Origin of the sequence: Shouchella tritolerans, assembly GCF_025770735.1 — a bacterium.
GTDB classification, from domain to species: Bacteria; Bacillota; Bacilli; order Bacillales; family Bacillaceae_D; genus Shouchella; species Shouchella tritolerans.
On record NZ_JAODPB010000002.1, the window covers coordinates 87,365 to 108,787 of the forward strand.

The 21,423-nt window shown below is 44.7% G+C and carries 17 protein-coding genes and 3 riboswitches; of the genes, 10 read left to right on the forward strand and 7 right to left on the reverse strand.

What is annotated here, in order from left to right; genetic code table 11:
* The first annotated feature begins 74 nt into the window (after window positions 1-74).
* The 3 genes from N6H06_RS06735 to N6H06_RS06745 are packed head-to-tail and all read left to right on the forward strand — an operon-like array spanning window position 75 to window position 3,375.
* A complete protein-coding gene (locus N6H06_RS06735) occupies window positions 75-1,007 on the forward strand; it encodes an ABC transporter ATP-binding protein (protein ID WP_212953119.1) in 933 nt (310 codons plus the stop codon).
* Window positions 1,008-1,018: 11 nt separating this feature from the next.
* Window positions 1,019-2,281: an ABC transporter permease gene (locus tag N6H06_RS06740; RefSeq protein ID WP_263705924.1), complete on the forward strand. Its 1,263-nt coding sequence runs from the start codon at window positions 1,019-1,021 to the stop codon at window positions 2,279-2,281.
* Window positions 2,281-3,375: an ABC transporter permease gene (locus N6H06_RS06745; protein WP_062747747.1), complete on the forward strand. Its 1,095-nt coding sequence runs from the start codon at window positions 2,281-2,283 to the stop codon at window positions 3,373-3,375. Before N6H06_RS06740 ends, N6H06_RS06745 begins: the two co-directional genes overlap by 1 nt.
* A 107-nt stretch (window positions 3,376-3,482) precedes the next feature.
* On the opposite strand, the gene N6H06_RS06750 is transcribed toward N6H06_RS06745, so the two are convergent.
* Complete coding sequence (locus tag N6H06_RS06750; RefSeq protein WP_263705925.1) at window positions 3,483-4,298, reverse strand: glycosyltransferase family 8 protein; 816 nt, start codon at window positions 4,296-4,298, stop codon at window positions 3,483-3,485.
* Window positions 4,299-4,506: 208 nt separating this feature from the next.
* Between N6H06_RS06750 and N6H06_RS06755 the strand changes: the two genes are divergently transcribed.
* Window positions 4,507-4,992 carry an LURP-one-related/scramblase family protein gene (locus N6H06_RS06755; RefSeq protein WP_062747743.1) on the forward strand — a complete coding sequence of 162 codons (486 nt, stop codon included), beginning with the start codon at window positions 4,507-4,509 and terminating at the stop codon, window positions 4,990-4,992.
* A gap of 252 nt (window positions 4,993-5,244) precedes the next feature.
* Here N6H06_RS06755 and N6H06_RS06760 read toward each other — a convergent pair whose 3' ends face one another.
* Complete coding sequence (locus N6H06_RS06760; protein WP_263705926.1) at window positions 5,245-6,618, reverse strand: metal ABC transporter solute-binding protein, Zn/Mn family; 1,374 nt, start codon at window positions 6,616-6,618, stop codon at window positions 5,245-5,247.
* A gap of 177 nt (window positions 6,619-6,795) precedes the next feature.
* Between N6H06_RS06760 and N6H06_RS06765 the strand changes: the two genes are divergently transcribed.
* The 5 genes from N6H06_RS06765 to N6H06_RS06785 all read left to right on the forward strand — a co-directional run bounded on the left by N6H06_RS06765 (window position 6,796) and on the right by N6H06_RS06785 (window position 10,889).
* Complete coding sequence (locus N6H06_RS06765) at window positions 6,796-7,503, forward strand: glycerophosphodiester phosphodiesterase (RefSeq protein WP_263705927.1); 708 nt, start codon at window positions 6,796-6,798, stop codon at window positions 7,501-7,503.
* 59 nt (window positions 7,504-7,562) lie between these two features.
* A complete protein-coding gene (locus N6H06_RS06770) occupies window positions 7,563-8,093 on the forward strand; it encodes a GNAT family N-acetyltransferase (protein WP_263705928.1) in 531 nt (176 codons plus the stop codon).
* A gap of 102 nt (window positions 8,094-8,195) precedes the next feature.
* The gene (locus N6H06_RS06775) at window positions 8,196-8,507 is read left to right on the forward strand and encodes a hypothetical protein (RefSeq protein WP_062747735.1); all 312 of its coding nucleotides are present in this window, start codon (window positions 8,196-8,198) and stop codon (window positions 8,505-8,507) included.
* Between the two features lie 71 nt (window positions 8,508-8,578).
* Window positions 8,579-8,680: riboswitch (purine riboswitch) on the forward strand.
* Window positions 8,681-8,753: 73 nt separating this feature from the next.
* Window positions 8,754-9,359, forward strand: coding sequence for a xanthine phosphoribosyltransferase (locus N6H06_RS06780; RefSeq protein WP_062747733.1), 606 nt, complete (start codon window positions 8,754-8,756; stop codon window positions 9,357-9,359).
* 21 nt (window positions 9,360-9,380) lie between these two features.
* Complete coding sequence (locus tag N6H06_RS06785; protein WP_062747731.1) at window positions 9,381-10,889, forward strand: hypothetical protein; 1,509 nt, start codon at window positions 9,381-9,383, stop codon at window positions 10,887-10,889.
* A 105-nt stretch (window positions 10,890-10,994) separates the two neighbouring features.
* On the opposite strand, the gene N6H06_RS06790 is transcribed toward N6H06_RS06785, so the two are convergent.
* From N6H06_RS06790 to N6H06_RS06800, 3 genes are all read right to left on the reverse strand, one after another.
* Entirely contained in the window at window positions 10,995-13,931 is a 2,937-nt protein-coding gene (locus N6H06_RS06790; protein WP_263705929.1) for a 5'-nucleotidase C-terminal domain-containing protein, read from the reverse strand.
* Between the two features lie 208 nt (window positions 13,932-14,139).
* A complete protein-coding gene (locus N6H06_RS06795; protein ID WP_263705930.1) occupies window positions 14,140-14,574 on the reverse strand; it encodes a regulatory YrvL family protein in 435 nt (144 codons plus the stop codon).
* A gap of 450 nt (window positions 14,575-15,024) precedes the next feature.
* Window positions 15,025-16,041, reverse strand: a complete 1,017-nt coding sequence (locus N6H06_RS06800; RefSeq protein ID WP_062747728.1) for an SEC-C domain-containing protein — start codon at window positions 16,039-16,041, stop codon at window positions 15,025-15,027.
* A 223-nt stretch (window positions 16,042-16,264) separates the two neighbouring features.
* A riboswitch (SAM riboswitch) is annotated at window positions 16,265-16,369 on the forward strand.
* Between the two features lie 53 nt (window positions 16,370-16,422).
* Window positions 16,423-16,559: riboswitch (cobalamin riboswitch) on the forward strand.
* 154 nt (window positions 16,560-16,713) lie between these two features.
* Here N6H06_RS06800 and metE point away from each other — a divergent pair.
* Window positions 16,714-19,008 (forward strand): 5-methyltetrahydropteroyltriglutamate--homocysteine S-methyltransferase, encoded by a 2,295-nt coding sequence (metE, locus tag N6H06_RS06805; RefSeq protein WP_263705931.1) that lies wholly within the window; start codon window positions 16,714-16,716, stop codon window positions 19,006-19,008.
* A gap of 137 nt (window positions 19,009-19,145) precedes the next feature.
* Here the strand turns inward: metE and N6H06_RS06810 are convergent, their stop codons facing one another.
* Together N6H06_RS06810 and N6H06_RS06815 are read right to left on the reverse strand one after the other, a co-directional pair.
* Window positions 19,146-20,771 carry a carbon starvation CstA family protein gene (locus N6H06_RS06810; RefSeq protein ID WP_263705932.1) on the reverse strand — a complete coding sequence of 542 codons (1,626 nt, stop codon included), beginning with the start codon at window positions 20,769-20,771 and terminating at the stop codon, window positions 19,146-19,148.
* Between the two features lie 9 nt (window positions 20,772-20,780).
* Window positions 20,781-21,287 carry a hypothetical protein gene (locus tag N6H06_RS06815; protein WP_062747722.1) on the reverse strand — a complete coding sequence of 169 codons (507 nt, stop codon included), beginning with the start codon at window positions 21,285-21,287 and terminating at the stop codon, window positions 20,781-20,783.
* Between the last annotated feature and the right edge of the window lie 136 nt (window positions 21,288-21,423).

The window sequence follows — 21,423 nt, forward strand, 5'->3', positions numbered from 1 at the left end:
GACCGGAGTCAGTAGGGACTTCGGTTTTTTTGTTTTAAGCTACATGAAAGAAAGTAAAAAAGGGAGGCTTCTCTATGCTTGAAACGATACAGGTAAGCAAATCATTTAAAGGGAAGAAAGTAGTACAAAATGTTAGCTTGTATTTGGATCATGGCGAATCGGTTGGTTTAATAGGCCCAAATGGGGCAGGGAAATCGACTACCATTTCAATGATCTCCACATTAATTAAGCCTACAGCCGGTGAAATTAGGCTAAAGGGAATGAATGTTGTAAATAAACCAGGCGAGATGAGAAAGGTATTAGGAATTGTGCCACAGGAATTAGCATTATACGAAGAGTTGTCAGCATATGAAAATCTTAAATTTTTTGGTTCCATCTATAAAATCAGAAACAAAGACATAGAAGGAAGAATCCAACAAGCGTTAGAAATTGTTGGATTAGCCGATCGCCGCAAAGAATTGGTGAGAACGTTTTCTGGTGGGATGAAACGAAGAATGAATATTGCGGCAGCCTTGTTGCATCAACCACAAATCCTCATACTAGATGAGCCTACTGTCGGCATTGACCCCCAATCGAGAAATCATATTTTGGAAACGGTGCGCATGCTAAATGAAAAGAGGGGAACAACGGTTTTGTACACCAGCCATTATATGGAGGAAGTGGAGCAACTTTGTGATCGGTTATACATTATGGATCATGGTGAAATCATTGCTTCAGGTACAAAGGCTGAGCTGCTTAGCATCTTATCAACAGAGGACACAATCAAAGTGGAGCTTAGTAAAGGTGACCCCGGTTTTGTTGAACAAGTAAAAGCGCTGAATGGTATTCGCGAAGTAGAGGGCTCTCATGTGGAGTTGAAGATGATTGCAAAAAAAGGAAGCAATTTAATCAGTGAGCTCGTACATCTTGCTGAACAGCATCGTATTCAAATTATTAATTTTCATACGGAAACGCCAAGTTTGGAGGATGTGTTTCTTCACTTAACTGGACGTAGGCTACGGGATTAAGGGGGGCCACTATGCGAAGTTATATAAAAAAAGACTTGCTCACATTTTGGCGTGATCGGAAAGAGCTTATTACTGTGCTGGTGCTGCCGATTCTATTAGTAGTTGTGCTCAATTTTGCTTTTTCTGGGTTGCTTGGAAATGATGAGGAAGCGATCGATTTACATGTAGCGATCGTCAATCAGGACGATGAAACAGAAGCATCAGCACAATTAAAGGAAAAATTGCTTCATGATGCTTCATTCTCAGAACAAGAAGCACAAGAACTAGTGCAACGAACAAATGAAGTGCGCCCAGTGGAGATACTACTCGACTATTTCGAAAGCGACGAATTAAAAGAGTGGGTGACTGTTTACGAAATAGAGGAGTCAGAGGCAGTCAAAAAAGTAGGTGAGGAGGAGATAGATGGCTTTCTTCTTATACCGGACGGCTTTACTGCTGATAGTTTGTATGCCGCGGTAACTGGAAAATCTCCGACTACAACGCTGACGTTTAAGAGGGATAAAGAAACAGGTGACACTAGTGCATTATACAATATCATTCACGGCTTTATGGATCATTTAAATTACCACTTTGCTATGGAAAACCTCTCCGGCGCTACTGAAATAGAGGTGAAGCTTCCAGAAGGAGGCTTTGAACAGGAGGAAGCAGCGGAGAACTTTTCATTAACGCAATATTTCACGATTACGATGGCCATATTGTTTGCTTTATTTACCGCTATGACCGTCGCTACAAAAACAGGGCAGGAAATAAGGCAACAAGTATTTAATCGCATCCTTATCGCGCATCAAAATCGATTGCTGTTTCTAGTTGGAAAAACGGTTTCAACTTTTTGCTTGGCTTGGCTGCAAATCATGCTTGTCTTTACGTTGGCCCATTTCATTCTTGATGTATTCCCTGAGCGAACGGCGAATTTTTGGTTAGGACTCTTAGGAATCGTTACCTCGGTCTCTTTAGCAATTGCCGGCTTAGCTGCTATATTCACCACCATTTTACTGAGAATGAAGAAGGTGGAGGCTGCAAATGGCCTATTTATGCTCGTCATTATACTGTTTGGTGTCGTGGGAGGCAACTTTGTTCCAATTTACATCTTGCCTGATTGGTTGCAACAAATTGGTGAATGGACACCAAATGGTGTTGCATTAGTCATGTTTACAGAATGGGTCCGGTTCGAACAAGTAACGTCGCTAGTTGGCCCAAGCGTCTTGTTGATCTCATTCTTTGCTTTATGTAGTATTGCTGGTTTAGCCTTTTATCCTAAAAGGGGGGAAGCGTAGTGAAACCAGTATTATGGGCGCAATTTATGAAAGATAAGCGAAACCCGCTTTTGCTATTATTATTAATGGCTGGCAGCATCCTCGCTACACTCTTATTTACTGGCGGTGTTCATTCGCCGACAACAGTCGCTATTTTTAGTGAGGAGGAGAATGCCTCAAGTATTGAGAAAAAATGGGAACAATTATTGAATGGGGATGATGCATTCCAGTTTATCATCGTTGATCCTGAGCAAGCCCGGGAGGACATACGAGCTGGTCAACTCGATGTGGCCGTAAAGCTAATGGAAGCAGATTATAAACTCATTGCCGCTGGCGAATTACCTAGCGTCGCTATTGTTCAACAGCATGTTGATAAAGTCTTTCAACGGGAGGCATACGGTAGGGCGATTTCGGCTCAGGACGGAAGTAGCCGCGAGGAGTTTGAGCGGTATTTGAAGGATGCCCCTTTTCAGGTAGAAGTACAAGGCATTGACCGCGAGGAAACGATTGAGTATAACATGACGACGCAGCTATTGTTTGCTTTTACTTTTCTAGTCTCAATGTTTATTGCCGGTTTTAAAGTGAACAATGTGATGTACGATAAAATTTCTGGCGTATGGAATCGAATGATTCTGTCGCCGATAAGCAAAACCAGCATGTACAGTAGTTATCTTTTATATAGTTTTTTAATAACCATGTTTCAGATTTGCGTCGTGCTGATCGTGTTTAAGTATGGTTTAAATTATGAGGTAGGAGACCAACTATGGCTTGTCGTTTTAATCGCAGCATTTTTTACTTTTAGCATGATAAGCGTGGCGATGCTTATTACCGGTTTTGTAAAAACGCCGGAGCAATTTTTGGCGATTTACCCTTCGCTTATCCCCATTATGCCGCTAATTAGTGGGGCATATATGATGCCTGGGACGATTACAAACCCTGTGCTGCTGTTTATTGCCGATTTATTTCCGCTGACACATGCGATGGACGCCATTATGGCTGTCATCTTTTATAATGCTGGTTTGCAGGATGTGGGCATGTCATTGTTGGTTATGGTGTTGATTGGAATTATCGCAATGGGACTAGGAATTAATCTAATGGAACGAAGAAGCCAGTAAGAATAACGATGAAGCTTAAAGCAAACAACGCTCTCGTCTAAAATTAAAGGGAGGAGAGCGTTGTTTACGATCATAGGGAAAGAAAACCATTGGCCACGTTCAAAAGCCTAGTGAGTTATTAGGAATGCCTGTTTTTCGTAATGTTTATAAAGGGAATGAAACTTGCCATTGTAATTTTTATGCCATGGTTTCTTTTTTCCGCAAAAGTGGAGGATGACTGTTTGCCGCAGTACGGCGTCAATGTCAAAACGGCCACCGCTTTTTAGTTTGTAGTAGCGGTAATAACGAGCATCGTAATTATAAAGACGTTCATCGACATTTTTAATTTGAGGAGAATACAGGGCGTTTAATACATCTTGGTCAGGAAGGACAAGACGATTCCTGTATTTTTCAACGTAGGCAAAAATGTCGTTTATGTCCATGGTTTCCCGTTGCTTGGCTAAGTTCATAAGGAGGACACCTGAATTGTAGTATGCTTCCATTTCATAAGCATTCAGTCTAAACTTGTTGATTTCTTGGATGTTAATAAAACTATGCTGTGCAGCTGCATACAAATAGGAATCAACATTGGTGTCATACAGATCGCGAATCGGGTTTAGCACCAAAATATCGGGATCTAAGTATAAAATGCGGTCAAGCTCCGTTGGAAGAAATCGATAGGCCAACAAACGGTAATACATTTCAGATGAATAATGTTTGACGACGGGCGCGCTGGCAAATAGCGTCTTGTTCGTTTCTACAATGATCAATGTATGCCCTTGTTGGTGCACAAAATGCTCCAGCTGTTGAAGCTGTTTTTTTGGAATGGACGAATGGACTAAGTAAATGGTAAAGTCTTCGTTTGCATTATTCATAAATAGCGATGTCAGCATTACTTGTAAAGGTTTTAAGTAATGAGCGTTAAGCGTCACCAATATATTCATGGCATAGGATCCTTTTTAAAAGTATTAAAACTGGTTTTATTATCGCAAACACAGCGTCTAGAGGCAAGTGTTCGAATGTTTGTCGCTTATCCCGTTGTTAGCGGCTTACCCCGGTAACTATCGATATTCACCTATGCCAAATGGACAACGAAACCCTTTTTCAATTATGTTATGCTATGGATAGGGGAAAGGGAGTGGCGAGTGAATAATGGATTATTATGTAAAACAACGTATTTTCTCATTTAAAGATCAGTTCACGGTTTTTGACGGGAATGAGGAACCGATATACAAAGTGGACGGCAAATTGTTTTCCTTTGCAAACCAATTAGCGATCACAACCGTAGATGGGAAGCCAGTCTTGCAAATTAAAGAGAAATTGTTTTCGTTTTTGCCTCATTACACGATTTCGAATGAAGAAAAGGAACTATGCCACGTAACAAAGAAACTTACTTTCTTTCGTGCCAAATATGAAATTACCCCCCTTAATTGGACGATAGAGGGTAGTTTGCTGGACCATCATTATCGGGTGGTCGGGGATGGCAAGGAAATTATGAACGTCGAGAAACAATGGCTGAGCTGGGGAGATACATATCATCTAACCATTCATGATCAGCGCCATGAGACAATAGGGATTGCCTTAATGATTGTCCTTGATATGGTGCACCACCAGGGGAAAAACCATTCAAACCAATAACACGAAAAAAAGCGCCGGAAAAATCCAGGCGCTTTTGGTTGTCGACAAAGTCGATAACCGCCCTCAGACTGATAGAAAACGCTTGTCAGACGAGGAGTGCAGGCGAGGGAAGATGCGAATAGAACGTGGGTTCATGAGCATATGACCGAGACAAACGACGAAGTATGCGAGCGTTTGTCTACAGTCTGAAGCGCCGGAAAAATCCAGGCGCTTTTGGTGTTTACTGCAATAAGCTAATTCAGGTTACAGCCTTTAATTGTTAAGGGCAGTACGCAATGTCTCAATATTGTTCTCCATAATCGAGAAATAATCCGCGCCTGCTTGTTCATCCTCTTGTGTAAGGGCTTCAAGGGGATGAATCGTCAGTGCTTCTGCGCTAAGATGGTCTTGAACGACTTTAGCAACGGAAGGAGTAATATTGGGCTCAAACACTACGTAATGTAAACCAAGTTCTTTTGCTGTTTCTACCGTTTCAACAAGTTGGTTTTGCGATGGTTCATCTGTCGGGGAAATGCCAGCAATCCCGATTTGTTTAATGCCATAACGTTCTTCCCAATAACCGTAACCAGCATGAGAAACAATGAATGTGTCGACTGAAGCATTGTCAACCATTTCCTGCATTTGTGTATCAAGCTCTTCAAACTGTGCCTTCAATGTTTCAAAGTTATCATTAAAATAGGCTTCTTGTTCAGGCTTTAGCTCAACGAGCATGTCTTTAATCGCTTCTGCCATTTCAATTGAACGAATTGGGTCAAGCCAGACGTGGGGGTCTTGGTCTCCATGATGATGATGGCCATCGTGTGAGCCGCCCTCCTCATGGTCGTCAATCTGAATCGTTACCGGCTCGCTTTCGGCAATGACGTTGTGGTCTTCGTCAAATTGTTTAGCGACGATTTGGAGGCCGTTTTCTTCCGCTGTTCCAGTGTAAACATCGGAATGGTTATCAGGTACGACTTCCCAAGCATCTGGATCAGCCCCATCTTCATCAGCCGCAAGTGTATACCAATGCCAATGGTCACTGTTTTCAGGGGATTGTGCTGTTAATTCAACTGTGTCGCCAGAGTGGTAATGGTCGGCAAGCCCGTCAATGGTGGCTGCAGCGATATCCCCTGCTTCTCCTTCATTGTCATGGTGGTCATGTCCATGTCCATCTTCCCCGTCATGGTCGTGATGATCATGCTCGTCTTCAGCTTCATGATTATGGTCGTCATCATCATGTTCATCCCCGTGATCATGTCCATGATCGTGGTCGTGTGAACGAGCGATTAAATCTGTCGCAGCGGAAGCTTCTAATGTGACGACATCATGACCTTCAACGGCAGAAGTAATTTTATCGGCAAATGGTTCTAGACTTGCCCCGTTGTAAATGAAAGCATCGGCTTCAGCGACGTCGATCATCGTTTGTGGCGTTGGCTCATATGTATGGGCGTCGGCGCCTACAGGAACGATGTTTTCAACCTCCACAAATTCGCCACCAATTTTTTTCGTCCAATCTTCATAAGGAAAAATCGTTGTGTACACAGTGATTGTATCTTCTTCAGAAGGACCAGACTGGCTTTCGTTTGCCGGCTGGCAAGCGCCTAACGCAAGCACGGACGCGCTGGCTATCATCAAATATTTTCTCATCAGTCTCTCCTTTTCTAAGCGTAATGTTTACGATTTATAAAAGCAAACTTGATTATATCGAAATAATTCTTATTTGTGAAGGGTTTATTTTAAGTTTATGATTTTAAGTTACTAATTTTTCCTTGAAAAATCGATTGTCTCCATTTAATGTAAGAGAACGGGCGAGGTGGTGACCGAATGATTCAAGCAATTGCCCATCGCGGCTATTCGTGCAAATACCCAGAAAACACGCTGTCTGCGTTTGAAGCGGCAATCCGTTTAGGATTTTATTGGATTGAAATGGACGTGAGGCTTACGAAAGATGGCGTACCGCTTATTATCCACGATCCAAAAGTTGACCGGGTGACGAACGGCAAGGGGTACGTAAAAGATTACTCCCTTGCTGCGTTAAAAGAGTTAACGGTATATGAAAAAGAACGACTACCTACATTAAAAGACGTGTTTGCTGCTTTTGCGGGCCGCTGCAAAATGGCGATTGAGCTAAAGAAAGACAAAAACGGCGACAATGGCATTGAGCAAGCTGTATACCAATTGATTAAAGACTATAACTTGGAGCAGGATGTTTATATCAATTCATTTAACCATGCGTCCATTGAAAGGATGCGGGAACTTTCTCCAGCGCTTGAGCTTGGCCTTATTCAAACGAAACCAACAAAAGCATTGTTTCCATATATGAAGACAATCAATGCTTCCTCTCTGGCTATTCACATCCGCCATTTCAGCAGAAAATTCGCGGAGCAGTGCAGTCGTGAAGGTGTGCAATTGATCGTTTATAACGTCGACAGTGTCCGTTTGATAAAAAAAATGAGCAACTTCCCTAATGTCCGTTGCACCGTAAATGAACTGGAACGGTTCAAGAAGTGGTATAAGCCAGTAGACGGTTAGTTGGCATATAATTCGGAAAGCGATATTGACAGTCGATTCATCGTTAAGGGGAGGCAGCTATGGAAGGAAAGAATGTCTTTTTGCGTGAGTTTAAGATCGATGATTGGCATGACGTCCATGCGTATGCCTCGCTTGAACAAGTCTGCCGGTACCAGACATGGGGCCCTAATAACGAAAAAGATTCACAAAACTACGTTAAACAAGCGATTGTAGATGCTCGCAAATGTCCTCGGGCGAGGTTTGTATTTGCGATTGCTCAAAAAAATAAGGAGCGCGTGGTCGGGGCCGCCGAGCTAGTTATCGACGTTGCTAACCACAGCGGCGCGATTGGCTACATTGTCCATCCTGATTATTGGGGACAAGGCGTAGCAACAGAGGCAGCTACATGCCTGATAGACGATGGATTTAACCGGCTTAAACTCCACCGCATATGGGCTACATGCGATTCTCGTAACATTGCTTCTGCTAAAGTATTAAAGAAGGTCGGGATGCAGCAGGAAGGGCGCTTGCGGGATCATCTGTGGCTGAATGATGGCTGGCGTGACTCGTTTGTCTTTGGCCTATTAGAAGATGAAAGAAGCGGACAGTAGCGGTAAATGGGGAACGGCGCTTAAGATAACGCTTTGGCTAACTGTGGCAATATGGTACAGTGAACATATAAAAAAACGAATGAATAGAAAGAAGGCTGTTTAATGGATAAAGAAACGGTTGTGTTAGTACGCAAAAAAAGTCCATTGCCATTAAAAATAGGGAAAGTTGCCCTCGGCTTTATAGGCATTGCTGGTGTTGTTGCTGGAATAGCAATTGCTTCTTTAGAAGCGAAAAGCATGGTGCAGGCCTTTCTCATTTTGGCAGTTTCGATTATTTGTGTAGGCTTATCGTTGCTGCGCGTGCAAACGGTTACGTGTCCTCATTGTCATTCGGAAACAACAATCCATACGTTGACAGTCGATTTTGAATGTAGAAGCTGCTTGAAGCCGACTGCAATAAAATGGGAAAAGTAATTCTGGCCAATTTGCTACAAACCTCTTTTTATTTTCTATCAGATTCTTTATAATAGGCTAGGGAAACTAAATAAACGAACAAAGCATCAGCTCGTATAATAGCGGTAATATGGTCCGCGAGTCTCTACCAGGCTGCCGATAACGGCCTGACTACGAGTGGTCTTTTTCAGTTGCTATTTTCAAAGCCGAAAGATCACTCTATTTTTATAGTGATCTTTCGGCTTTTTATTTTGAAAGGAGAAAGCAATGGAATTACTAAAAGAAGCGATCCGTAAGCGGGGAAGTGTGCTGTCGAGTGGCGTGCTTAAAGTTGACCAATTTTTAAACCACCAAGTCGATACCAACTTGATGAGCGCAATTGGCGAGGAATTTGCCCGCCTATTTGCTGATGAACATGTAACGAAAGTCGTGACAATCGAGTCGTCTGGTATCGCTCCAAGCTTTATGTGCGCCCATTCTCTTCAAGTGCCATTGATTTTTGCTAGAAAGAAGAAATCAGTGACGATGGACAAAGAAAACGTCTATTCGAGTCGAGTATACTCTTTTACAAAAAAGGAATATTCGGAGGTGACCGTTTCAAAGGATTGGCTTTGCGCCGGTGACCGTGTGGTAATCATTGATGATTTCCTTGCAAATGGACAAGCTGCTACAGGACTCGCTCAAATCGTCGAGGAAGCAGGTGCAACGGTAGCCGGGATTGGCATAGTGATCGAAAAGTCTTTCCAAGATGGAAGGGCGTTGCTTGAAGGAAAAGGCTATCGGATTGAATCGCTGGCGCGCATTTCTTCACTAGAAGGCAACAAGGTTCAGTTTGTAGAAGAATCTGCACAGTTTGCTTACAACAAATCTTAAAAAGGGCGGAATAAACAATTTATGAATGGCCATTATCCTTTATTTAAAAAACAAGACATTGATGCATTTTTTGCTCTTTTTCAAAACAATCTCGCAAACTTTGTTGTTATAACCGTCACCCTACTGGGAATGGGATTTCCAGAGTCTCTTGTCTTTGGCCGCATTATTCCTGGCGTGGCTGTCGCTGTTATTGCCGGAAACCTCTATTATGCACACATGGCCAAACGGCTAGCGAAGAAAGAAAAACGTACAGATGTAACGGCGTTATCCTATGGCGTATCCACGCCTGTCATGTTTGTGTTTCTGTTCGGTGTTACCGCTCCGGCTTTGGCGATGACAAACGACCACGAACTGGCCTGGAAAATAGCTGTGGCTGCTGCTTTCTTATCGGGCCTTGTTGAAGCGCTCGTTGCCTTTTTTGGCAATTGGGTCAGAAAGCATACGCCGCGTCCGGCGTTATTAGGCGCATTAGCCGGGGTGGCGTTTACGTTTGTTGCCGGGGAAATGTTGTTTTCTGTTTTTGATGTGCCTGTCATTGGCCTTGTGGCCTTGTCGATCATTTTGCTTGGCTTTGTGGCAAAAGTCGGGATGCCGTTTCGCATTCCTACATCCCTTTTTGCGATTATGATTGGCGTCATACTGGCGTTTGCACTAGGCTACCAATCTAGTTCAGACGTTACAAATGCTTTGGGAAATGTTGGTTTCTATCCGTTTTTGCCAACGTTGGCAGCGTTTGAAGGCATGTCAGCGTTGTTTGGCGCTATGATCGGCTTGCTCGGCATACTCATTCCTATTACGATTTACAATGCGATTGAAACGATGAACAATGTTGACGCAATGGCGGCAGCAGGCGACTCATATGATGTTCGTGAATGCCAGGCAGTAGATGGCATTGGCGCGATGCTCGGCGCTTGCTTTGGAGGCATGTTCCCGACAACTGTGTATATTGCAACAGTAGGCGCTAAGGAAATGGAAGCTGGTAGGGGCTACAGCATCTTAAATGCAGTGATGTTCTTATTTGCAGCAGCAACTGGCCTTATCGCTGCCTTTTCGGCACTAATTCCGATGGCGGCAATTGCGCCGATTCTTGTCTTTGTCGGCATGTCGATGATATCGAGTACGTTTGCCAATAACGAGAAAAAGTACTATCCTGCGGTTGCGTTAGCTATGCTTCCTTATATCGCCAACTACATGATGACGCGTTTTAACAATAGCGCAGGGGAAGTGGTGGCAGGCATTTCTGAAGGGATTGTGCCTCTAGGACAAGGAGCAATGTTTACAGCTATAATCATTGGCGCTATTACTGTGTGCCTCATTGATCGAACGTTCCATAAAGCGGCGCTTTTTGCCGGGATCGGCGCTGTCCTAGCTTTCTTTGGCTTTACACATGCACCTTCCCTGGCTATCAATGCGGCTTTCGATTACACGATTGGCTATGCCCTAATTGCCTTGTTCTTTGTCTATATCGGTCTCCGTGAACAAAAGCAAGAAGCCTCGCTAGCGAGAGAACAAGCAACGAAAGCAGCCTAGAAACGGTGTAGACATCGATCTACCGATGCATTGACAACTTGTAACGCTCACATAACAGGAATCGCTATAAACAAAAAAGTCGGGAGTGCTCCCGACTTTTTTGTGCTAGTTGCTTACTTTTTTCCAAACATCCCACTGTCCCGATTCACTCGGATTCTCACCTTGCGTCCACCATTTCGCTTCGTATAGCTGGCCCTCATAGAGCACCCGGTCGCCAGCGACATAAATAGTGGTAGCATTCCACTCCTGTGGTCCTTCGGGTACTTCTTCGGAATCAGTCACTTTTTTCCAAACATCCCACTGCCCCGATTTGCTTGGGTTCTCGCCTTGCGTCCACCATTTCGCTTCGTATAGCTGGCCTTCATAGTAGACACGATCGCCGGCAGTGTAGATCTCATCTGCTTGCCATTCTTGCGGTCCATCAGGCTCCTCATAGCAATCAGTTGCCTTTTTCCAGACGTCCCACCTTCCTGAATCAGCAGGATTTTCCCCTTGTGTCCACCATTTGGCTTCGTAAAAATCGCCTTCATGCTCGACGCGGTCGCCAGCTGTATAAATGGCGGTTTTGTCCCACGCTTTATAATCGCATGCTGGCAGCTCAGGTTCTGGTTCAACTGGTTCTTCGATAAAACCGTATGTGGATGGATTTCTCATGCCTGGCGTTCCAAAATAAGTTTCTAGCGAACCCGTTATCCGTACTTGCTTGCCAATGTTATCAGGATTGTTGACTAAGTTTAGCCCATTTCGGACAGGGGTGCCGTTCACAAGCTGAACAGGCAACATCTTCGTCCGGTCTGTCTCATCTGGTGAGTCTGCCAATAACAAGTTAGAAGGGGCGTGGCTTCCTTCACCGATAATAGGGCGATTGTTATTGATCGACCCGACAATGTAGCCCTTGACTGCCTTTGTGCCTGAATTGTTGGCGATTGCTTCTGCCACAGTCAGTGTTCCAGTCGGCTCTTCCGGCTCTTTGCCTTCAATGGCAATGCGGCTTCCTTCTGTATAATCGATTGGCTCTGTTTGTGTTGATACATAATCAACTACAGCTTGCCAAACAGGGCCGTAGCTGTCATCAATGGCCGTGCCGAGGTTGTAATAGGTTGAAGCATGCATATAGTCGTTATAAGTGACGGTATACGTTCCATCAAGGTCAAGTGGTTCACCGTTTTCAAGTAGTATAGTCACATCGCTAAAGCCGCTGTTCTCGTCTGGAATGAGCGTGTAAGTGAAGCCAGAACCTTGCAAATCAACGCCTCGATGGTAACGTGATTGTTCGAGCAAAACTTCTTTTAAGCGGGAACCTGTCGTTTCGACAACAACAAGGGTGTTGCCATAACGGTCAAGCGCTTCAATTTGTTTGTCCGTAATTGAGCCTGGAGGAATTTCTCCAGTGATGGAAGAACCGTTTAAAAGCGCAAAGTCGCTGCCTGTTTTAGCTCGAATTGAATCGGCGTATAAGTTGCCAAGGCCAACATCTTGTTTGTTTTTGTTTTCAGAATAAAGGCCTGTGTTCGTCGAGCCGATGATCTCCCCTGGATTTGGCGCAGTTGGGTCGACTTTTAAAGCAATCCGCCCCTCGCTTTCATAGTCAAGCGGGTGGCCTGCAGCCGTACGTTCCAAAGCATATTGTTCCATTGCCGTCGTCATTAGGCCTACTGTTTCTTGTAAGATTTCGCCTTCAAAATGGTAGCCTGATCCGCCAGTGCCAATATAGTCAGCAACTGCGACTTTATAAGTGGAGTCTGCCTCAAGTGGCTGGCCATCGATTGATACGTTCACGTCAATAAAGTTGCCTGTCATTCCTGTTATTATTTCGTAGTGGAGACCTGATGTTTGCAAATCGATTTGGTTGCGATCATCACGGGCGTATGAATAGGCGATGACGTTTTCGATCGCTTCGCCTGTCATTTCAATTACCATAATCTCGTTGGCAAAAGGCTCAATTTTATAGATATCGTTTAATGTCACTTCGCCTGGGGCAATGCTGTCGCGGATACCGCCATTGTTCGTTAAGGCGATATCTGCATCGGCAAAGGCGCGCATTGCATCTGTCCAAAAATTGCCGAGAGGAGCATCGCGATCATAGCGCCCGTCACGGGATAGCCCGGTGTTTGAATAGCCGATCACTTTGCCGAGAAGCTCATCCATCTCTTCGTTGTACTTGTCAATAACAGCTTGGACGTCTTTATCCGTTTCTGTTAAGGAGGATACAGCTGTAAGCTGGCCTGAAACTTCTGTCACCTCATCAGTCGTTTCATTGTAGGTAAACTCAAGTTCACCAATATGTTGCAAATTGGAGCCAGTTTGGACAATTGGCGTGCCGTTTACGACGGCAGGGGCGTTTAATGTCGTATGAGAATGGCCGCCTATAATGGCATCAAAATACTCGACCTCATTTGCAAGGCGGCGGTCTTGGTCGTAGCCGATGTGAGTAAGAGCAATAACGACATCAGCTTGACTTTCTAGTTCGTCTTTATAAGCAAGCGCTGTTCCAATATAATCATTATCGAAATCCATACCAACTACATTTGCTGGTGCTGTTGCTGGTGGCGCTTGCGTTAAGCCAAATAATGCAACGGAGATGCCATCCGCATCTAATAACACATAAGGTTTCGTATTTTCGACATCCGTCGCCCCTGTATCAAGGTTGGCGGCAAGCCAAGGAAAGTCTGCATGTCCCATGTTCGTTTTTAAATGGTCTTGCCCGTAGTCGAATTCATGGTTGCCAATGGTAAACGCATCTAAGCCAGCAAGGTTAAATACATCAATCATTGGCTTTCCGTTGTTTAAATCGACGACAGGGTTGCCGCTCGCAAAATCACCGGCATCGACATATAGAAAATGGTCGGATGTTTGCCGCTTTTTCTGTATGTAAGCTGCCACTTTCCCATACTCGTCAAAGCTAGCATGGATATCATTGGTGTGAATGATATGAAGCGTTTTTTCACCTGTTTCTCCAGAAACGGATTGTGGGACGGTAAAACAGAAGAATAGAGCAAAAACAAGCAGAATCAAGGGTTGCATCGATTTTCGTATCGGCATATTATTCCTCCTTAAAGATGATCAGCACCAAATGGGCTTACTCAAATCATAGCAGAAAAAAACGTTTAATAGTGTTTTATAATGTAATAGATTGTAAAAGTTACGCTAAACAAAAAGGAGGCACGAGCTTATGACAGAAAATTCGATCTATTTAACAAGACAGATCACCTGCCTAATGGCAAGCACCTATCGGTAAGCAGATGTTTTATCAGCCTTTTTGGCTGTAATCATCATTGGCAATTAGCATTTCAAGTGCAACGACAAATGCAGCAAGGGCTGCTTGCGACATCAGCTTAATGTGGATGGTAGACATATAGTGGTTTAGCAAAAAAACAACAGGAAGTGTGAATGTATATCTTATGCAAAACTCTAGTATTTTTTGAAGCGGTCTGCTTGCGACAGCAGGGAGAAGCAACGTATTGAACACTTTAGCAAACAATTCAATAAAAATGCCGATCAGCAAAAAAAGCAAGACAAACAAAGCTAATGCCTGAACAGAGTCATAGTGGATGCCAAGCAGTTGGAACAAAACGGCCATCCCTAAATAATATAAACCAAAAACGAAAGCGAGCGCCGCTGCTGAGATGACAATAATAAAAAACACGGTCACGCATACAGTGAGCAGCGAAGAACCCTTATGCATCAAACCCCTCCTTATAGCAAAAGCGTAAGGCGCCCGGTAATCAGCGACAAGCGCTGGAGGACCAGAAGATGAAGTAGCATTTTACTTCAGCGGCTGGTTCGAAGCGACTCGAGCTGATGGCGCCTGAAGCTAGACGATAGCAAAAGCGTAAGGCGCCCGGTAATCAGCGACAAGCGCTGGAGGACCAGAAGATGAAGTAGCATTTTACTTCAGCGGCTGGTCCGAAGCGACTCGAGCTGATGGCGCCTGAAGCTAGACGATAGCAAAAGCGCAAGGCGCCCGGTAATCAGCGACAAGCGCTGGAGGACCAGAAGATGAAGTAGCATTTTACTTCAGCGGCTGGTCCGAAGCGACTCGAGCTGATGGCGCCTGAAGCTAGACGATAGCAAAAGCGTAAGGCGCCTAAACGAGAATCGAACAGCCAAAGCGGAGAGTTTGGCTGTTCAGCCATTAGGCCGTTGCTGTTTCTTTTAGCACAGTCACAATTTCTGCTGAGCGGGCAGAAATCGTTGATGGGCTAACGCCGTACTTTTTAGCAAGTGCTTTTTGTGTAGCGGAAATAGGCGCAATCGTTTGAAGGGCGTATTCCATCGCAGCAGCGTACGCTGCTGGCTTGCGGATTGCCGGATTGTGTTCCTGGCAAAACTGGTTCCATTTCTCTAAGGCAAGCATTTCAATTTCCGGCGGGCATCGATCAAGGCGGAGGCCATTGAGCAATGCTTCGGCTGTTTCCTTTTGTTTGTCTGTATGCCAGCGGAACTGATCAGGAGCAACGGTCGGAGCCTGTTCGCTATTTAAAAGGGCTGACAACAGCTGTGGCCACTTCTGCAAAAAGGCGTCTTCTGTTTCGTTTACAAACGAAGCGACTTTTTGTTTGATAGTAGCTGTTTTTTCAGGCAAATGGCTAATAACAGGGCCAATAAAGGACATATGCGGATCAGATTTTGCCGGAAAGCCGATGACAGTGGAGCCTGGTCGTGCGGTCTTCTCATGCTCAGTTGGCAATATATGGTCGATCTGCTGTCCCGTTAACAAATCGACGCTTTTGTACACGCGCTCATCCGTTTGCTGTTTAATTTCAAGAACAGCTGGGCGTGTTTGTTTCCAAGTTTCCAACAGGAAAGCCGTTTTCGGGCGTTTAAGCTTTCTCTTTTTCCCTTCATAAAAAACATCAAAAATCGTTGTCCCGTCCTCTTGAATGGGCTTTGTAAAAATCAACCAAACAAGCAACATGCTTGAAAGTGTTTCAGTCACCGTTTTATCTGCTTCAGGATAAACGGAATGGTAGCTTTGCACCCAATTTGTTAACTGTTTTTGATAGCGGGTAAATGCCATGTAAAGCAATTCTGTTTCAAGCTGGTTTAGTTCGTCTTGCACGACCATTGCCTGGTTAGTTGAGCGATTCATACAGCATTTTTTATATTTTTTTCCGCTCCCGCATGGGCACAGATCGTTTCGTTTAGGCATCGATGTTCCTCCTTATGAATCAACTCTCCTATTTTAACAGATTCCGCAAAGAAAAAAAGGTGTTTGCCTGTTTTGGCAAAAACGCAAGAGACGGAAAATGCTGGCACATAAGGAAGATGAGTAAGTTATCGAAATAGCGCCCACACTTTAGACTGTGCGATTTTTGTTTTGACAACTATGAAAACTTCTGCTACAGTATGAACAACACATTTTCATAAAAACACTCTTATAACGAGAAGCGGAGGGACTGGCCCAATGAAGCTTCAGCAACCATTCATTGCGATGAAAAGGTGCTAAATCCAGCAAAGGGAACTTTGGCAGATAAGGGGATTCATTTCGTGAGAACAACACCCTTTCCAGTCCCGGAACGGGTGTTTTTCAATTTTATAGATGCAAACAGGTGCGGCTTCGGCTGCTTAAAAGGGGAAGCTGGTGAAAATCCAGGACGGTCCCGCCACTGTGACACGATTACACAACATTCGTGAAGTCAGATTGCCTGCCTGCTTGTACTGCTTGACTCTACGTGGATATAGAGAGGAGTGGATAACAAAGCCAATAGAACGTTTGTGTCTAGGCACGAGTTAACAATTGGCTAACTTTCCAATCCCCTTTTAACTGCGTAAAGGGGATTTTTTGTATGGGCATGATAAAAACATGAAGGGGTGGAGAAACTTGAGCAAAGTGAGAAGTTCATCATTAGGGTATCCGCGGATTGGCGGCCAGCGAGAATGGAAAAAAAATCTTGAGGCATTCTGGGCAGGAAAGCGCTCAAAAGCTGCTTTTTTGCAGGAACAGAAATCGTTAAGGCTATCTTATTTGCAAAAACAGCAACAGCTCGGCCTTGATCTTATTCCAGTAGGCGATTTTAGTGATTATGACCATGTGCTAGACACGGCTGTTGCTTTCGGAATTGTGCCGGAAAGGTTTGCGTATGATGGCGGAAAAGTGGAAGAGGAAACGTATTTTGCAATTGCCCGGGGAACCGATGATGCTGTCGCAGCCGAGATGACAAAGTGGTTCAACACCAACTACCACTATATTGTCCCAGAGTTAACGGCTAGCAGAGAACCAGCTCTTGTCGATAACCGCTGGCTGCGTTTGTACGAAGAGGCGAAAAATGAGCTTGGCATTAACGGCAAGCCGGTACTCCTTGGCCCAGTCAGTTTTGTGAAACTAGCAAAACAATATGGAAATAAATCCTTCTCGGAGCATGTGCAGACACTTGTGCCTTTGTACGGACAAGTACTTGCCGAATTGGCACAGGCAGGCGCGCCATTGATTCAAGTAGATGAACCGATTTTGGCTGGCGATGTGACCGAAGCAGAGTGGGCTGTTGTTGAGGAAACGTATCAGTCATTAGCGCAACGAGCGCCAAACGCCAAGCTTTTGCTGCAAACCTATTTTGAGAGCGTTGATGACTATAACCGCTTTATACAGCTTCCGGTTGCTGGGCTGGGATTTGACTTTGTAGCTGGAAAAGAAGAAACATTGCAAAATCTTCGTTTAAAAGGGTTTCCAAACGATAAGCTGTTAGCACTTGGCGTTATTGATGGGCGTAACATTTGGCGGACGGACCTTACAGCTGTATATGGCGAACTAGAGGAAGTGTTGGAGGTTGTCGAACGGGAAAGGCTCATTCTCCAGCCGTCATCTAGCCTATTGCATGTGCCAGTAACGGTCCAATCAGAAGAGAATATTGCAGATGAATTAAAAGAAGCGATTGCATTTGCGGATGAAAAAATAAGCGAAATCGTTTCATTGGCGAAAGTGGTCAACGGTCAAGAGCCACCTTCGTTATTAGAAGCGAGCAAACACGCGTTAGCGCGATTAAATGCTTCAGAGGCCCGAAACAATCAATCGGTCCAACAAGAAGTAGCGCAAATCAGCAGCGAAGACCCATCTCGTGGCTTAGATGCTCCTGCACGGGCCAAGTTGCAAGCGGCCAAACTGAAACTGCCGCTGTTACCGACGACGACGATTGGCAGTTTTCCACAAACAAAAGAGATCCGTAAAAAACGGTTAGACTGGCGCAAAGGAAAATTGGACAGTACTGGCTATGAAACGTTCATTAACGCCGAGATAGACCGCTGGATCGCTATCCAAGAACAGCTCGGGCTCGACGTCCTTGTCCATGGCGAATTTGAACGGACAGACATGGTTGAATTTTTTGGCGAAAAGCTTGGTGGCTTCCAGTTTACTACATATGGCTGGGTTCAGTCTTATGGGTCACGTTGCGTCAAACCGCCTATTATTTATGGAGATGTTTACTTTAAAGAACCAATGACCGTGAAAGAAACGGTGTATGCCCAGTCCAAAACAGACAAACCTGTTAAGGGGATGCTAACTGGCCCAGTAACGATTTACAATTGGTCGTTTCCAAGGGCTGATATTACGGAAGGCGAGGCGGTTAATCAAATTGCTCTCGCTTTGCGCAAAGAAGTCCTTGCCCTTGAAGAACATGGGATTGGTGTCATTCAAGTAGACGAACCTGCTTTGCGGGAAGGATTGCCGCTTAAGCGCGCCAAATGGCAAAGCTATCTTGACCAATCGGTAACGGCCTTCCAGTTGACGGTCAACCAAGTAAAGCCAGAGACGCAAATTCATACGCATATGTGTTATTCTGATTTCCAAGATATTATCGAAGCAATTGACGGGCTTGACGCAGATGTCATTTCAATCGAAATGTCCCGTAGCCATGGCGAACTAATTTCATCATTCGAAGATTACACGTATAATAAAGGCATTGGCCTCGGCGTGTATGACATTCACAGCCCCCGCGTCCCGGCTAAAGAAGAAATTGCCCGTAACATTGAGCGTGCGCTGAATGTCTTAAATCCAAAGCAATTTTGGGTCAACCCAGACTGCGGTTTGAAAACACGGCAAGAACCAGAAACAGTGGCCGCATTAAAAGTGATGGTAGAGGCAGCGAAAGAAGCCCGGCAAACACTTGAGACGAAGACCATTTAACTTTTTGGCGACAAAGCACTCAGACTGTAAACAAACGCTCGTATATTTTCGACGTTTGACAAGCGTTTTCTATCAGTCTGAAGGGCGGTTATCGACTTTGTCAACAACCTCAGCATGGGGCGTCTGCCCCATGCTTTCTATGCGTTTAAATCAGTTGGCTTTTGCTTGTTTTTGGGCTTTGCAACACTGCGGGCGCCTTCTATGCCAAGAAATACACACATGACAAATAGAATGAAGGAAGCGACGGCAAGAAGATAATTACCTGCAAGAAAATTCGAATACATCATGATGAGGAGCGCTGATGTGGTGACAATGAACATAAACACCATTGGAATAACCACAAACAATGCTTTCGATTTTGTTTTCACTAGCCATAGCGTAATGGCAAGCAGCGCCAATGCCCCAAGCATTTGGTTGGCTGCGCCAAACAGCGGCCATACGCTTTGCCATGTTCCAGAAAGGGCAAGCGTAGCTGCGCCTATTAAACCGATTATTGTAGCTATATGCTTGTTATGAAGAAACTGCAAATTCGTGCTTTCGCCTAGTTCCGTAACCGCATAACGCATGAGCCGCGTTGCTGAGTCAAGTGTTGTCATTAAGAATGCCGATGCGGCGAGAGCGGTAAACGTAACTCCGGCTGCCACAGGCAATCCCCACGTGTTCATAAAGTGGCCGATGCCAACGGAAAACACACTAATCGGATCGTTCAGTTCGGCCATGAGCGCGTTAAATTCGCCAAGTGTCAAATAAGCAACGGAGCCAATCGCAATGATGGCGACAAATGCTTCGATCAGCATTGAACCATAAGCGACAAAGCGGCCATTTTTTTCGTTATTCAGCTGTTTGGACGTCGTTCCTGAGGAAACGAGTGAATGGAAGCCAGAAATCGCCCCGCAAGCAATCGTAATAAACAAAATTGGAAACAGAAAGCCAAGCGTATCATTATAAAAACCAGTAAAGGCAGGCATTTGGATAGTTGGCCTAGCGATTAATAAGCCTAAAAAAGCGCCGCCAATAAGAAAATAGAGCAAGAATGAATTTAAGTAATCCCGTGGCTGTAACAAAAACCAGACAGGTAGAATGGATGCCAAATAGGCGTAGACGATTAAAATGAGCGACCAAGCAGTGGCGCTAAAAGTGATTGGAAAGTTTAGGCCAACCCAAATGGATAGCGCCATGGCGATGACGCCAAGCAACGTCGCGAGCGCTAAATGGATGCGCACTTGGTTGACGAGAACGCCGAAGCCCATTGCAACAGCGATAAACAAAAGGGAAGCAGTGGCCGCACCTGGAAACGACACAAATGTATTTGCGACAAGAATGATAAAGACGCCAATGATCAAAATTAACGTCGCTATCGAAAAGGCTAAGAACATTAACTGCCCACGTTTCCCCATATGCTCTTTAATGACTTCGCCGATTGATTTGGCTTTATGGCGTATGGAAGCTTGCAAAGATGCATAATCATGGGTGCCGCCTACAAAAATGCTGCCTATCATAATCCACAGAACGGCAGGCAGCCATCCGAACACAATCGCCGCGATTGGCCCAGTGATCGGACCGCCGCCTGCGATTGTTGTGAAATGGTGGCCAAGAAGTACAGGCGTTTTCGTCGGAATGTACTCCTTCCCATCATAAAGCGTATGTGCAGGCGTTTTTCGATCTCCGTCAACTTTTAAACGGCGCTCCAAGTATTTTCCATAAGTGAAATAGGCGACAATTAACAAAGCACCGCAAATGAGCATAAGCGTTACAAAATTCATAAGACCACCTCACGTTTGATAGATTTGCAGAAATGGTTCAACAAAGGGCTTTCCTTTTCTGTGCGCATAAAGCTGGCTTCCGTCATGAAGCAAAATTCCCACATAGCGTTCTACCCAGCCATGCATGCCCCATTTGATAAATGATAAGCGGCGGCAGCGCTGCGCCGCCTGACGCAGCTCAGGTGAAGGCGCTTTTTCCGTTAATAGAAATCCGACGTAAATCGACGACATATGCTGAGATGAATGGTTCACGTTTGTTTGAATATGAGCATCAAGCTCGTGCACAAATTCAGAAAACGCTTCCATTGTTGCTTCTTTCGGTTCATAAAAGAAAAAGTGCTGGTTGTTTTCAACGCTCCATACAGTTGCTTTCTTGGAAAGGACATAACGTTCATCGCGCCGTTGATAATGGGCGCTGAAGCGCAGTGGGAGATGGCCAAGGTGGTCGTCTTCATACACATCAAACTGGTGCTTCAAAGCGTTTTGCAGTTGGCGTAAAGGTAATTCGATTGGCATGGTGCACCTCATTCAAAATTGGTAGCGGTTACATACGTATGTTTAGTATACCTTTATTAAATCGATAATTCAATTCTTTCTGAAAAAATATCAGTTCTGTGTTCACCAGATCAGAGCCTCCTTTCGAAGTTTACAT